General features: G+C 71.1%; 13 protein-coding genes. 8 read left to right on the forward strand and 5 right to left on the reverse strand.

The window, feature by feature from the left end:
- Nucleotides 1-19: 19 nt before the first annotated feature.
- Genes AB0L56_RS17825 through AB0L56_RS17850 form a run of 6 tightly spaced genes read left to right on the forward strand, consistent with a single transcriptional unit; the run spans nt 20 to nt 4,158 of the window.
- Complete coding sequence (locus tag AB0L56_RS17825; protein WP_361032353.1) at nt 20-487, forward strand: cupin domain-containing protein; 468 nt, start codon at nt 20-22, stop codon at nt 485-487.
- Nucleotides 484-1,752 carry a beta-ketoacyl-[acyl-carrier-protein] synthase family protein gene (locus AB0L56_RS17830; RefSeq protein ID WP_365424343.1) on the forward strand — a complete coding sequence of 423 codons (1,269 nt, stop codon included), beginning with the start codon at nt 484-486 and terminating at the stop codon, nt 1,750-1,752. The genes AB0L56_RS17825 and AB0L56_RS17830 overlap by 4 nt, the downstream gene beginning before the upstream one ends.
- Nucleotides 1,749-2,993, forward strand: a complete 1,245-nt coding sequence (locus AB0L56_RS17835) for a ketosynthase chain-length factor (protein ID WP_365424345.1) — start codon at nt 1,749-1,751, stop codon at nt 2,991-2,993. The genes AB0L56_RS17830 and AB0L56_RS17835 overlap by 4 nt, the downstream gene beginning before the upstream one ends.
- A 27-nt stretch (nt 2,994-3,020) precedes the next feature.
- Nucleotides 3,021-3,281 carry an acyl carrier protein gene (locus AB0L56_RS17840; RefSeq protein WP_361032344.1) on the forward strand — a complete coding sequence of 87 codons (261 nt, stop codon included), beginning with the start codon at nt 3,021-3,023 and terminating at the stop codon, nt 3,279-3,281.
- A 2-nt stretch (nt 3,282-3,283) separates the two neighbouring features.
- The gene (locus tag AB0L56_RS17845) at nt 3,284-3,766 is read left to right on the forward strand and encodes an SRPBCC family protein (RefSeq protein ID WP_361032341.1); all 483 of its coding nucleotides are present in this window, start codon (nt 3,284-3,286) and stop codon (nt 3,764-3,766) included.
- Nucleotides 3,767-3,822: 56 nt separating this feature from the next.
- On the forward strand, nt 3,823-4,158 hold the full coding sequence (locus AB0L56_RS17850) for a TcmI family type II polyketide cyclase (protein WP_361032338.1): 336 nt from the start codon (nt 3,823-3,825) through the stop codon (nt 4,156-4,158).
- A 77-nt stretch (nt 4,159-4,235) separates the two neighbouring features.
- On the opposite strand, the gene AB0L56_RS17855 is transcribed toward AB0L56_RS17850, so the two are convergent.
- From AB0L56_RS17855 to AB0L56_RS17875, 5 genes are all read right to left on the reverse strand, one after another.
- Nucleotides 4,236-5,264, reverse strand: a complete 1,029-nt coding sequence (locus AB0L56_RS17855; protein ID WP_361032335.1) for a methyltransferase — start codon at nt 5,262-5,264, stop codon at nt 4,236-4,238.
- A gap of 55 nt (nt 5,265-5,319) precedes the next feature.
- Nucleotides 5,320-6,381 carry a right-handed parallel beta-helix repeat-containing protein gene (locus AB0L56_RS17860; protein WP_365424348.1) on the reverse strand — a complete coding sequence of 354 codons (1,062 nt, stop codon included), beginning with the start codon at nt 6,379-6,381 and terminating at the stop codon, nt 5,320-5,322.
- A 186-nt stretch (nt 6,382-6,567) separates the two neighbouring features.
- Nucleotides 6,568-6,972 (reverse strand): DUF779 domain-containing protein, encoded by a 405-nt coding sequence (locus AB0L56_RS17865; protein ID WP_361032329.1) that lies wholly within the window; start codon nt 6,970-6,972, stop codon nt 6,568-6,570.
- Nucleotides 6,972-8,489, reverse strand: a complete 1,518-nt coding sequence (adh, locus tag AB0L56_RS17870) for an aldehyde dehydrogenase (protein ID WP_361032326.1) — start codon at nt 8,487-8,489, stop codon at nt 6,972-6,974. Before adh ends, AB0L56_RS17865 begins: the two co-directional genes overlap by 1 nt.
- A 117-nt stretch (nt 8,490-8,606) precedes the next feature.
- The gene (locus tag AB0L56_RS17875) at nt 8,607-9,842 is read right to left on the reverse strand and encodes a GAF domain-containing protein (protein WP_365424351.1); all 1,236 of its coding nucleotides are present in this window, start codon (nt 9,840-9,842) and stop codon (nt 8,607-8,609) included.
- 220 nt (nt 9,843-10,062) lie between these two features.
- On the opposite strand from AB0L56_RS17875, the gene AB0L56_RS17880 reads away from it, so the two are divergent.
- Together AB0L56_RS17880 and AB0L56_RS17885 are read left to right on the forward strand one after the other, a co-directional pair.
- Complete coding sequence (locus tag AB0L56_RS17880) at nt 10,063-12,174, forward strand: MMPL family transporter (RefSeq protein ID WP_365424405.1); 2,112 nt, start codon at nt 10,063-10,065, stop codon at nt 12,172-12,174.
- 145 nt (nt 12,175-12,319) lie between these two features.
- The gene (locus tag AB0L56_RS17885; RefSeq protein WP_365424353.1) at nt 12,320-13,168 is read left to right on the forward strand and encodes an MBL fold metallo-hydrolase; all 849 of its coding nucleotides are present in this window, start codon (nt 12,320-12,322) and stop codon (nt 13,166-13,168) included.
- Nucleotides 13,169-13,200: the final 32 nt, after the last annotated feature.

Raw genomic sequence — 13,200 nt, forward strand, 5'->3', positions numbered from 1 at the left:
ACACCCGGAGGTATCAACCATGTCCAAGCAGCATCCACGCATCGTGGACCTGAGCGAGACGGAACCCAACCGACGGCGCGGAGGTGACCTCAGGACCCTGCTCACGCCGGCCACCGTGGGCTCCACCAGCGGGTTCATGGGCCTGGCCATCATCAAGCCCGGCGAACGGATCGGCGAGCACTACCACCCGTACTCCGAGGAGTTCGTGTACGTCGTCAGCGGCGCGCTCGAAGTGGATCTGGACGGCGAGCCGTTCGCGCTCCGCGCCGAGCAGGCACTGCTGATCCCGGTCGACATGCGGCACCGCTTCCGCAATGTCGGCGAGCGGGAGGCCCGCATGGTGTTCCACCTGGGGCCGCTCGCACCGCATCCGAGCCTCGGCCATGTGGACACCGAGGAGACCGAAAGCGCCGTCGCCGGACCGCAGTTGAAGGTCGGTGGTGCCGAGCACGGCCGGCCGGCCGAGCCGAGCGAGGCCATAAAATGACCCGGCGAGTGGCCGTCACCGGTATAGGTGTGGTCGCTCCCGGCGGCATCGGAGCGACGGCGTTCTGGGATCTTCTCGCAGCCGGCCGCACCGCGACCCGCGGCATCACCCTGTTCGATCCGGCGGGCCTGCGTTCACGCATAGCCGCCGAGTGCGACTTCGACCCCTTCGAGCACGGCCTGGACGCGGAGCTGTGCCAGCACGCGGACCGCTACATCCAGTTCGCCGTAGTCGCCGCCGGGGAGGCCGTGCGCGACTCCGGTCTGGACACCGGGGCCGTGGATCCCTGGCGTACCGCGGTGTCCCTGGGCAGCGCGGTCGGCGGCACCACCCGGCTGGAAAGCGACTACGTACGGGTCAGTGAGCGCGGCCGGCGCTGGGACGTGGACCACCGGAAGGCGGAGCCGAAGCTGCATCTGGCCTTCTCGCCCAGCGCCCTCGCCTCGGTCGTCGCCGAGCGGTTCGACGCCCGGGGCCCGGTGCAGACCGTCTCCACGGGCTGCACCTCCGGCCTCGACGCGGTCGGCTACGCCTTCCACACCATCGCGGAGGGCCGCGCCGACGTCTGCATCGCGGGGGCGTCGGACTCGCCGATCTCACCGATCACGATGGCCTGCTTCGACGCCATCAAGGCGACGTCGCCGAACAACGACGACCCCGAGCACGCCTCCCGTCCGTTCGACGCCCACCGCGACGGGTTCGTGATGGGCGAGGGCGCGGCGGTGCTCGTCCTCGAGGAGTACGAGCACGCGCGGGCCCGCGGGGCGGAGATCCACTGCGAGATCAGCGGCTACGCCACCTACGGCAACGCCTACCACATGACCGGTCTGACCAGTGAGGGTCTGGAGATGGCCCGGGCGATCGACAGCACGCTCGACCAGGCCCGTATCGACCCCACGCGGATCGACTACGTCAACGCGCACGGGTCCGGCACCCGGCAGAACGACCGGCACGAGACGGCCGCCGTGAAGCGGTCGCTGGGGGCACACGCCCATGAGACGCCCATGAGCTCCATCAAGTCGATGGTGGGGCACTCGCTGGGTGCGATCGGCGCGATCGAGGTGGTCGCGTGCGTGCTCGCGCTCCAGCACCAGGTCGTGCCGCCGACAGCGAACTACGAGACCCCCGACCCGGAGTGCGACCTGGACTACGTGCCGCGCACCGCGCGGCCACGGAAGCTGAACAACGTGCTCTCCGTCGGCAGCGGGTTCGGCGGCTTCCAGTCCGCGGTGCTGCTGACGGGGACGGGCGGGAGGACACGATGAGCAATCGGCGCCCCCGGCGCGCTGCCGTCACCGGCATCGGTGTGATCGCGCCCAACGGACTGCGGACCGACGCCTACTGGAAGTCCGTCCGGGAAGGCCTCACCGTCCTGGACCTGATCGGCCGCGAGGGCTGCGATCATCTGCCGCTGCGGGTGGCGGGCGAGGTCCGGTCCTTCGACCCCGCGGCCCTGATCGAGGACCGGTTCCTGGTGCAGACCGACCGGTTCAGCCACTTCGCGATGGCCGCGGCCGCCCTCGCCCTCGACGACGCCGGGCTCGGCGGTGACACCGCGGAGCCCTTCTCGATCGGGGTGGTCACCGCCGCCGGATCCGGTGGCGGTGAGTTCGGCCAGCGCGAACTGCAGAAACTGTGGGGCCAGGGCTCCAAGTTCGTCGGCCCCTACCAGTCCATCGCCTGGTTCTACGCCGCGAGCACCGGCCAGATCTCCATCCGCGGCGGCCTCAAGGGGCCCTGCGGGGTGGTGGCGAGCGACGAGGCGGGCGGTCTGGACTCCCTCGCGCACGCGGGCCGGGCCGTGCAGCGCGGCACCGATGTCATGGTCGTGGGCGCCGCGGAGGCGCCCCTCGCCCCGTACTCGATGGTGTGCCAGCTCGGCTACCCCGAACTCAGCACCCTCGACGACCCTGACCGCGCCTACCGCCCGTTCACCGAGAAGGCGTGCGGCTTCGTGCCCGCCGAGGGCGGCGCCCTGCTCGTCGTCGAGGACGAGGACCGGGCCCGCGAGCGCGGGGTGCCCGTACGGGCCAGCGTGGCCGGGCACGCCGCCACGTTCACCGGGGCCTCCCGCTGGGCGGAGTCCCGGGAGGGCCTGGCCCGCGCGATCCGCGGCGCCCTCGACGAGGCGGAGTGCGCTCCGGAGGAGATCGACGTGGTGTTCGCCGACGCCATGGGCGTCGTGGAGGCGGACCGCGCGGAGGCGCTGGCGATCGCCGACGTCTTCGGCGCGCGCGGCACCCGGGTCCCGGTCACGGCGCCCAAGACGGGCATCGGCCGTGCCTACTGTGCGGCGCCCGTGCTGGACACGGTGGCCGCGGTGCTCGCCATGGAGCACGGCCTGATCCCTCCGACGCCCAACGTGTTCGACATCTGCCACGACCTCGACCTGGTGATGTCGCATGCTCGCCCCGCCGAGCTGCGCACCGCCCTCGTCCTCAGCAGGGGACTGATGGGCTCCAACGCGGCGCTGGTCGTGCGCCGCGGTGACGATTCCGCCCGGTAGATCCGGGCGGGGAAGGAGCAGTCACCCATGATCACCACCAAAGTGACCTTCGAAGAGCTGTCCGCCCTGATGAAGCAGGCGGCCGGCATCACCGTCGACCCGCAGGAGCTCAAGGAGGGCGCGGAGTCCCCGTTCGACTCCTTCGGCCTGGACTCGCTCGGTCTGCTCGGCATCGTCGGCGAGCTGGAGAACCGGTACGGCCACTCGCTGCCCCCCGACTCGGAGCGCTGCAAGACGCCCCGGGAATTTCTGAACCTCGTCAACAACACCCTCGCGGCTGGAGCCTGAACATGGCCGGACACACCGAGAACAGCATCACCATCGACGCTCCCCTCGACCTCGTGTGGGAGATGACGAACGACCTGGAGAACTGGCCGCGGCTCTTCAGCGAGTACGCGTCCGTGGAGGTCCTCTCCCGCGAGGGCGAGACCACGACGTTCCGGCTCACCATGCACCCCGACGAGAACGGGAAGGTGTGGAGCTGGGTGTCGGAGCGCACCCCAGACCGCGAGAAGCGGATCGTCCGCGCCCGCCGGGTGGAGACGGGGCCCTTCGCCCACATGGACATCCTGTGGGAGTACGCGGAGCTGCCGGACGGTGTGCAGATGCGCTGGACGCAGGACTTCGCGATGAAGCCCGACGCCCCGGTCGACGACGCGTGGATGACGGACAACATCAACCGCAACTCCCGTACGCAGATGGCCCTCATCCGGGACCGGATCGAGCAGGTCGCCCGCGACAGCGAGAGCGCGTCCGTCGCGTCCGCGCGCTGAGCGGCGGTCCACGAAGGACACCGGAAGGACACCGGAAGGACAGGGAAGGACACCCCATGCACCATGCCCTCATCGTCGCCCGGATGAAGCCCGGCTCGGCGCCGGACATCGCCGACGTGTTCGCCGCCTCCGACCGGGGTGAACTCCCCCATCTGGTCGGTGTCGCCCGGCGCAGCCTGTTCCAGTTCGGGGACGACGTGTACCTGCACCTCATCGAGGCCGAGCAGGACCCGGCGCCCGCCATCGCGAAGGTGGCCTCGCACCCCGAGTTCCGCCGTATCAGCGAGCAGCTGCAGGCGTACGTCAGTGCGTACGACCCGGCCACCTGGCGCAGCCCGAAGGACGCCATGGCGCAGTGCTTCTACCGCTGGGAGCGCGGCGCCGGCTCCTGAGCCCGCACACCCCGAGGCCGCCGGTCCCGCGTCAGTCGCGGAGCCGGCGGCCTCGGGGTGTTGCGGCGCCTTCTCAGTCAGCCGGGCACGGTGCACTCGAAGGCGTGGAGATAGGCGTTGACCGGGCGGATCTCGTCGATGACCAGGCCTGCGCCGGTCAGGCGGTCGACCATGCTCTGCCGGGTGTGCTTGGCCCCGCCGACGTTGAGGAGCAGCAGCAGGTCCATGGCGGTGGTGAACCGCATCGACGGGGTGTCGTCGACGAGGTTCTCGATGACGACGACGCGGGCTCCGGGGCGCGCCGCTGCGCGGATGTTCGCCAGGGCCCGGCGGGTGCTGTCGTCGTCCCACTCCAGGACGTTCTTGATGATGTAGACGTCCGCCTCGACGGGGACGGCCTCCCGGCAGTCACCGGCGATGACGTCGGCCCGGCCGGCCAGTGCGCCGCCCGGGCGCAGCCGGGGGTCGGCGTTCTCCGCGACGCCCGGCAGATCCAGCAGGGTGCCGTGGAGGTGGGCGTGCTTCTCCAGGAGGCTGGCCACGACGTGCCCCTGGCCGCCTCCGATGTCCACGACCGAGGAGGCGTCGTCGAGGTCGAGGAGCAGGGCCACGTCACGGGCGGACTGCTCGCTGGACGTCGTCATCGCCCGGTTGAAGACATGGGCGGACTCGGGGGCGGATTCGTTGAGGTAGGTGAAGAACTCCTGGTCGTACACGTCCTCGAAGACGTTACGGCCGGAGCGCACCGCCTCGTCGAGCAGCGGCCAGACGTTCCAGGTCCATGGCTCGGTGCACCACAGGGCGATGTAGCGCAGGCTGTGCGGGTCGTCCTCGCGCAGCAGCCGGGACATGTCGGTGTGCTCGAAGGTGCCGTCGGGGTTCTCGGTGAAGACGCCCTGGCAGGACAGTGCGCGCAGGAGCCGGCGCAGGGTGTGCGGCTGGGTCTTCACCTCGGCGGCCAGGTCGTCGACGGTCATGGGGCTGTCGGCCAGGGCGTCCGGAACGCCCAGACGCACGGCCGCGCGTACGGCGGCGGCGCAGGCCGCTCCGAATACGAGCTCCCTCAGCCGCATGGGCGGCGGGGGAGCCGGATCAACGGTGGTCATCCGTTGCCTCGCTTCTGCTGTTGTGCAGTGGGTGGGGGGTGCGGGTGGGCGTGGGTCAGCACAGACCGGCGGGCTCGGAGAGCGTGCACGTGTTGCGGCTGAAGGTGTTGGTCTTGGCGGTGTCCCGGTTGGCCAGGTCGGCCGGGCTGTTGCCGGTCACCAGGTTGTCGCGGATCTTGTTGTGCTCGCTGGGCGTGCCGACGAGGCTCTTGAAGAGCACGATGCCGCCGGACAGCGGGGACGCGCCCTTGTTGTTGTCGACCCGGTTGTAGGCGACCACCGTCTTCTCGACGCCGGTGAGGACGATGCCGGAGCCCTGGAGGTACGGCAGGCGCGGTGTCTTGGGGCAGTACTTGTTGTTGGCGTGGACGCTGTTGTACTTCACGTCCAGGTGGCCGGCTCGGGGCTTGGACTCGTCGCCCACCACGAACACGCCGGCGCAGTTGCCGGTGGCCTCGTTGTGGGTGACGCGGAGGTTCCGCAGGCGCCGTACGGTGACGCCGACCCGGTTGCCCTCGGTCTTGTTGTACCGGACGACTGTCTTGCGGGCGTCCCGGGCGCCTTCCTCGGTGTCGACGGTGTTGGCGACGAAGAGTCCCGCGTCGCCGTTGTTCCGGGTCAGGTTGTAACTGATGACGCTGTGTACGGAGCGTTCCTCGGCGATGCCCCACTGGCCGTTCTTCTCGGCGGTCACGTAACGGACCTTCAGTCCCTCCGTACCGGTGGCCCACAGTCCGTTCTTGGCGAAGCCACGGACCGTCAGCGACCGTACGCCGACGTCCTTGAGGGGCTTCTTGTCGGTGCCGCTGACGCAGATGCCGTTGCCGGCCTTGGCGCAGGCGCCCTTGGCGGTCTTGGCGGGCATCAGGACGGTGTGGTTCGCGCCGTGGCCGCGCAGGGTGATGTCCGAGGTGGTGATGGTGACGCTCTGCCGGTAGGTGCCGGGGGCGAGGAGGACGGTGTCCCCCGGCTCGGCGGCGTCGACGGCCTTCTGGATCGACTGGCCTGGCTGCACACGGTGCAGGGTGGGGTGGTGACCCACCGCCGGGGCGGCACCGAGCCCGGCGGCCAAGACGGCGGTGGTGCAGGCGAGATACGCGATGTGTCGTCTGTTCATGAGCCGAAGCTATGAGCGGGGGTTCCAGCCCGCCACCGGTGATCACCCAGGTGGGCGCGGCCCTCACGGGGCCTCAGCGCCGGGGCGGCGGTGCCCTGTCCGGAGAAGGACGTCTCTTCTCCACCGGTTCGGACTACACAGGGTCCGGGCGGGGGCCGTCTCGCGGCCCTCGCCCGGTGTGACGGTTCATCCGCTCGGGTCCGCCCCGGTGGGCAGAGGCGGTTCCGTCTCGATGCGTCGCAGCTCCTCGTCGGTGAGCAGCCGGGAGCGGAGCAGGAACCGTACGCCCTCGGGGGCCTCCAGGGAGAAGCCGCTGCCCCGGCCGGCGACCACGTCCACGGTGAGGTGGGTGTGCGACCAGTACGCGTACTGGTCGGCGCTCATCCAGAAGGGGGAGTCGCCGGCCACCTGCCCGAGCAGGACGTCCGAGGCGCCGACCCGAAACTCTCCGCGCGGGTAGCACATGGGCGAGCTGCCGTCGCAGCAGCCACCCGACTGGTGGAACATCACCGGGCCGTGCACCGCGACGATCCGCCGCACCAACTCCTCGGCGACCGCCGTGAGTTCGACGCGCCGGGTGCGGTGCTCCATCAGAAGAACCCGAGCTTCTGCCCGGAGTAGCTGACGAGCAGGTTCTTGGTCTGCTGGTAGTGGTCGAGCATCATCTTGTGGTTCTCGCGGCCGATGCCGGACTTCTTGTAGCCGCCGAAGGCCGCGTGCGCCGGATAGGCGTGGTAGCAGTTGGTCCACACCCGGCCGGCCTTGATCCCACGGCCCAGGCGGTACGCGGTATTGCCGTCCCGGGTCCATACGCCGGCCCCGAGCCCGTACAGCGTGTCGTTGGCGATCTTCAGGGCCTCGTCGACCGAGTCAAAGGTGGTGACCGAGACGACCGGGCCGAAGATCTCCTCCTGGAAGATCCGCATGTCGTTGGTGCCGCGGAAGATCGTCGGCTCGACGTAGTAGCCGCCCTCCAGGCCCGGTACGGCCCTCGGGGTGCCGCCGGTGAGGACCTCGGCGCCCTCCTGCCGGCCGATGTCGATGTAGGAGAGGATCTTCTCGTACTGGTCGTTGCTGGCCTGGGCTCCGATCATGGTCTCCGGGTCCAGCGGGTCACCGCTGACGATGGCCTTGGTCCGTTCGACGCAGCGGGCCATGAACTCGTCGTAGATGGACGCGTGGATGAGCGCGCGGGAGGGACAGGTGCACACCTCGCCTTGGTTCAGCGCGAACATCACGAAGCCCTCGACGGCCTTGTCCAGAAAGTCGTCGTCGGCGGCCGTGACGTCGGGCAGGAAGATGTTCGGGCTCTTGCCGCCCAGTTCCAGCGTGACGGGGACGATGTTCTCGCTGGCGTACTGCATGATCAGGCGCCCGGTGGTGGTCTCGCCGGTGAAGGCGACCTTGGCGACGCGCGCGCTGGACGCGAGCGGCTTGCCCGCCTCGACGCCGAAGCCGTTGACGACGTTGAGGACGCCCGGCGGGAGCAGGTCGGCGATCAGCTCGATGACGTACAGCAGACTGACCGGTGTCTGTTCGGCCGGCTTGAGCACCACGCAGTTGCCGGCCGCCAGCGCTGGGGCCAGCTTCCAGGTGGCCATCAGGATCGGGAAGTTCCAGGGGATGATCTGGCCGACCACACCCAGCGGCTCGTGGAAGTGGTAGGCGACGGTGTCCGCGTCGATCTCGGCGATGCTGCCCTCCTGGGCGCGGACCACTCCGGCGAAGTAGCGGAAGTGGTCGATCGCCAGCGGGATGTCGGCGGCCAGTGTCTCGCGTACGGGCTTGCCGTTCTCCCAGGTCTCGGCTACGGCGATCTTCTCGAGGTTCTCCTCCAGGCGGTCGGCGATCCGGTTGAGGATGTTCGATCGCTGCGCCACGGACGTGGCGCCCCACGTGGCCGCGGCGGCGTGGGCGGCGTCCAGGGCGAGCTCGACGTCGGCGGCGGAGGAGCGGGCGACCTCGCAGAACGTCGCGCCGGTCACCGGTGTCGGGTTCTCGAAGTACCGTCCCTCCACGGGGGCGACCCAGTCCCCGCCGATGAAGTTGTCGTAGCGCGACGCAAAGTCGACGATGCTGCCGTCCGTTCCCGGCTGCGCGTACACCATGGCGGCTCTCCTCGATGGGTGGCGAGTGCGGTGGTCCGACGGTCCGGTCCGTCGTGACGGACGGCACTCTGCGTCCCCGAGGTTGGCGCGAGGTTGGTGTCGCGACGCCGGTGCGGGTCAGTACCGCAGGGCGGTGGTGAGGCGGCCCAGGGCGAGGGCGCGGCGGGTGTCGTGCGGGTCGAGCAGGCGCAGCGCGTGTTCGTGCACCTCGGCGTCGTACGGGGCCCGTTCGCCGTACCGCAGGGCGTGTTCCGGGCTGGTGCCGGCCAGCACGGCCTCGCGCACGGCCACTTCCAGGTGGGTGCGCCATTCCTCGATGCCGGGGGCCTCGGAGCGGGGCAGCAGCGGGCCGCGGTAGAGCCGCAGCGCGGTCTCCACGTCCCCGTGTTCCAGCGCGCGCAGGACCTCGCGCGCGTCGCAGGACACGGGAGTGGTCAGGGCGTAGCGGCGGGTGGCGATGCCGCCGTCGAGGGCGCGGCGCAGGTGGGAGATCTCCGCCTTGAACGTCGAGGCGGTGACCGTCCGGTCGCCGTACAGGGCCGCGCGGAGCCGGCCGGGCGTGAAGCCGTCCGGCTCCAGTGCGAGCAGCGTCAGGATCTCCAGTTGCCGGGGTCGCAGGGGCAGGGCGGCTCCGTCGCGGACGGCTTCGCCGGTGCCGAGGCAGGTCAGCCGCACCGGGGCCGGGATGGTGCCGGTGCGGGGCGGTTCGGTGCGCAGCCGGGACTCGATGGTGGCGGCCAGGGAGCGCACGGTGGCCATGGCCAGCGGGTTGGAGCGGTCCCAGGTGGTGGACATGTCGAGCACGCCCAGGACCCGTCCGTCCGGGCCGTGCACGGGAGCGCAGTAACAGACCCAGCCGTGCAGGGCGCTGACGAGGTGTTCGGCGGAGAAGACGCAACTGGGGCGGCCGGTGCGCAGGGCGAGGGAGAGGGCGTTGGTGCCCATGGCGTCCTCGTCCCACCGGCCGCCGGGCGCGAAGTTGACGCGCTCGGCCTGTCGCCGCATGGTGCGTCCGCCGCACGTCCACAGGATGGTGCCGGTCTCGTCGGTGACCGCGGTGACGAATCCCGCGTCCTCCGCTATGGCACGCAGTTCGTCCGTGAGACCGGCGACCGGCCGGCGCAGCGGTGAGCCGAGCCAGCGGTGGTGCACCGCTCCCCCGTCGGTGACGGGGGCGCTGTCCAGCGCCGGGTCCACGCTGTCCAGCGAGCGCATCCAGGACTCGGTGACGTCCCGCCTCAGTGCCTCGGCGCCGACGGGCCGGGTGCCGGCGTCCTTCATCCGCGGCACCCAGCGGGACCACGCGCTCTCCAGCATGGCCCGGTGCTGCCGCAGGTCACTGCGCTGTGACATGTACTCTTCCCTGCCGTCCAACGGGAACAACCGACCATCGCCCGCGAGGACCGCGCCGGGGCGTGGTCCTCGGCCCGATGCCTGTGTTATCCGTCAGTCCGGCGGCAAAAGCAAGGGTGCGGGTGCCGACGTGCGGCCGCTCAGCCGGAGTTCCGCGCGGCAGGACCAGCCCCCGCAATGATTGATCATTGACTCAAGTGATCTGCTCGTGGGGATGCTGATGAAGAACACGCCGCGCTGGGCCCGATGGTTCGTGCCCCTGGTCCTGCTGGTCGTCTGGCTGGGGGTGGGCGGAACACTCGGGCCGTACGCGGGCAAGCTGAGCGAGGTGGCCACCAACGACCAGTCCGCCTTCCTGCCGCGGAGTGCCGAGTCCACCCGGGTCCTCCAGGCGCGGGAGGCGTTCGACCGGTCGGGGACCCTGCCCGCGATCGTGGTCTGGACGACGGACGGGCCCCGGATCACGGATGCCCAGCGGGCGGACGCGACGGCCGCTGTCGGCGAGCTCGCCGGGGCCCCGGGTGTCGTCGGCCGGCCCTCGCCCGCGGTGGTCTCCGAGGACGGCAGGGCCCTGCAGGCGGTGGTGCAGCTGGACTCCGGACTGGGCGACGAACTGCCCGCGGTGCTGGACGAGGTGCGCCGGGCGGCGGACGGCGTGCCCGGCGTCACGGCCCGGATCGCCGGGCCGGCGGCGACCCAGGCCGACCTGTCGGACGCGTTCTCGGGCATCGACGGACTGCTGCTGGGCGTGGCGCTCAGCGCGGTACTGCTGATCCTGCTGCTGGTCTACCGCAGCGTCCTGCTGCCGTTCGTGATCATCCTGGGTTCCGTCTTCGCCCTGGGACTCGCCTGTGCCGTGGTCTACGCGCTGACGGACCGGGATGTGGTCCGGGTGGACGGCCAGGTGCAGGGCATCCTCTCCATCCTCGTGATCGGCGCCGCCACGGACTACGCCCTGCTGCTGGCGGCGCGCTTCCGCGAGGAACTCGCCGTGCGCGGCGACCGGGCCGCGGCCGCCCTGGCGGCCGTGCGCCGGTCCTTCGGCGCCATCGTGGCGAGCGCGGCCACCGTGGCGCTCGCCCTGCTGGCCCTGCTCGCCAGCGACCTCACCAACAACCGCGCCCTCGGTCCGGTCGGCGCCATCGGCATCGTGTGCGCCGTGCTCTGCACGCTCACCTTCCTGCCGGCCGTGCTGGCCCTGCTGGGCCGGGCGGCGTACTGGCCCTCCCGGCCGAAGGCGGCGGACGCGTCCGTGGAGGGCCACGGGGTGTGGCGCCGGGTCGCCGCGACGGTGGACCGCCGGCCGCGCCGGGTGTGGGCGCTGACCGCGGTGGTCCTCGCCGTCTTCGCGGCGTTCTCCCCCTCCCTGTCCGCCAAGGGCGTACCGCTCGACGAGATCTTCGTGAACGACGCACCCTCGGTGGCCGCCCAGGAGGTGCTCGGCGAGCACTTCCCCGGCGGGGCCGGCAACCCGGCGGTCATCATCGCCGACGCCGGGCGCGCCGACGAGGTGACGGCCGCGGCGCGGGACACCGAGGGCGTGGCCTCGGCCGGCGCCGTGTCCGTCTCGGGACGGCCGGGGGGCGGCGAGCCGCGGGTCGTCGACGGGCGCGTCCGCATCGACGCCACGCTGGAGGACGCGGCGGACAGCGATGCCGCCAAGCGGACGATCGAGCGGCTGCGCGGCGCCGTGCACGCGGTGCCCGGGGCCGACGCACTCGTCGGCGGATACACCGCCCAGCAGTACGACACGCAGAAGACCGCCGCGCAGGACCGCACCCTGATCGTTCCGGTGGTGCTCGGCATCATCCTGCTGATCCTCGTGCTGCTGCTGCGCTCCCTGCTGGTACCCGTTCTGCTGGTCGCGACCGTGGCGCTCAACTTCCTGGCGACCCTCGGTGTGTCGGCGCTCGTCTTCGAGCACCTGCTCGGCTTCACCGGTACGGACGCTTCCGTACCGCTGTACGGCTTTGTGTTCCTGGTCGCCCTCGGCGTCGACTACAACATCTTCCTGATGTCCCGGGTCCGGGAGGAGGCGCTCGTGCACGGCACCCGGCAGGGCGTGCTGCGCGGGCTGACCACGACCGGCGGGGTGATCACCTCGGCCGGTGTGGTGCTGGCCGCGACGTTCGCCGCCCTGATGGTCATCCCCCTGGCGTTCCTGGTGCAGATCGCGTTCATCGTGGCGTTCGGGGTGCTGCTCGACACCCTCGTGGTGCGGTCACTGCTCGTCCCCGCCCTGGTGCTCGACATCGGCCCGCCGGCGTGGTGGCCCAGTGCCCTCTCCCGGCGCGCCTCAGGACCGGCGGCCGCAGCCGAGCCCGCGGGGTGACGGAGGTCTGCGCGGCGGTGTTCCGGTTCCGTCGTGAACGCGGCGGGCACTCGTGCCTGGTCGGAGCCGACGGCGCAACGGGACACCGCGCACGTGGGTCCACGCCCGACAGGGGCCGGCGCCGCCTCGCCGGAGGGAGATCGTCATGCCGCATCCACCGCCCGAAGGACACGCCGAGATCCTGTTCATCGGCAACGCCACCCTGCTGATCCGCTACGGAGAACTGACGCTGCTGACCGACCCGAACTTCCTCCACCGGGGACAGCTCGCCCACCTCGGCTATGGGCTCGTGTCGCGCCGGCTGTCCGAGCCGGCCCTCGACGTGGCCGAACTGCCCCACGGGGACCTGGACGCGGTGGTGCTGTCGCATCTGCACGGCGACCACTTCGACCGAGTGGCCCGGCGCGGCCTGGACCGCGGTCTGCCCTTCGTCACCACGCCGCACGCCTCCCGGTGCCTCCAGGGTCTGTTCGGGTTCCACCGCGCGGTCGGTCTGCGTACCTGGCAGAGCCACACCGTGTCGCGCGGCGACTCCCTGGTACGGGTCACCTCGCTGCCCGGACGCCACGCACCGGGTGCCGCGCGCGTCCTGCTGCCGCCCGTCATGGGGAGTCTGCTGGAGTTCGGTGACCGCTCCGGAGAGACCCGTCTGGTCCTCTATCTCACCGGTGACACGCTGATGTACGACGGTCTGCGCGAGATCGCCCGCCGCTGTCCCGACATCCACCTGGCGGTCCTGCACCTCGGCGGGACCACCCTGCCCGGCGGCATGGTGGTCACCATGGACGGCCGGCAGGGCGCCGACCTGCTCGACGCGGTCCGTCCGCACCACGCGCTGCCGATCCACTACGACGACTACACGGTATTCAAATCACCACTCTCCGACTTCCTCACCGAGGCGGAACGGCGCGGGTACGGCGCACACCTGCTGCGGTGTCCTCGGGGCGAGCGGGTGACGGTCGGCGCCTCCGCCGTCGCCTCCGGGCCGCCGTGATCCGTCTCCGGTGCCTGGATGCCGTTGCGCCA

Source organism: Streptomyces sp. NPDC052079 (assembly GCF_040680275.1).
Taxonomy (GTDB): domain Bacteria; phylum Actinomycetota; class Actinomycetes; order Streptomycetales; family Streptomycetaceae; genus Streptomyces.

Bases quoted from the DNA above. Each gene is read 5' to 3' on its own strand.
- adh (WP_361032326.1), bottom strand. From the start codon at position 8,489: ATGGTGTACGCGCAGCCGGGAACGGACGGCAGCATCGTCGACTTTGCG.
- AB0L56_RS17860 (WP_365424348.1), bottom strand. From the start codon at position 6,381: ATGAACAGACGACACATCGCGTATCTCGCCTGCACCACCGCCGTCTTG.
- AB0L56_RS17880 (WP_365424405.1), top strand. From the start codon at position 10,063: ATGAAGAACACGCCGCGCTGGGCCCGATGGTTCGTGCCCCTGGTCCTG.
- AB0L56_RS17865 (WP_361032329.1), bottom strand. From the start codon at position 6,972: ATGGAGCACCGCACCCGGCGCGTCGAACTCACGGCGGTCGCCGAGGAG.
- AB0L56_RS17850 (WP_361032338.1), top strand. From the start codon at position 3,823: ATGCACCATGCCCTCATCGTCGCCCGGATGAAGCCCGGCTCGGCGCCG.
- AB0L56_RS17830 (WP_365424343.1), top strand. From the start codon at position 484: ATGACCCGGCGAGTGGCCGTCACCGGTATAGGTGTGGTCGCTCCCGGC.
- AB0L56_RS17885 (WP_365424353.1), top strand. From the start codon at position 12,320: ATGCCGCATCCACCGCCCGAAGGACACGCCGAGATCCTGTTCATCGGC.
- AB0L56_RS17845 (WP_361032341.1), top strand. From the start codon at position 3,284: ATGGCCGGACACACCGAGAACAGCATCACCATCGACGCTCCCCTCGAC.
- AB0L56_RS17825 (WP_361032353.1), top strand. From the start codon at position 20: ATGTCCAAGCAGCATCCACGCATCGTGGACCTGAGCGAGACGGAACCC.
- AB0L56_RS17875 (WP_365424351.1), bottom strand. From the start codon at position 9,842: ATGTCACAGCGCAGTGACCTGCGGCAGCACCGGGCCATGCTGGAGAGC.
- AB0L56_RS17835 (WP_365424345.1), top strand. From the start codon at position 1,749: ATGAGCAATCGGCGCCCCCGGCGCGCTGCCGTCACCGGCATCGGTGTG.
- AB0L56_RS17855 (WP_361032335.1), bottom strand. From the start codon at position 5,264: ATGACCACCGTTGATCCGGCTCCCCCGCCGCCCATGCGGCTGAGGGAG.
- AB0L56_RS17840 (WP_361032344.1), top strand. From the start codon at position 3,021: ATGATCACCACCAAAGTGACCTTCGAAGAGCTGTCCGCCCTGATGAAG.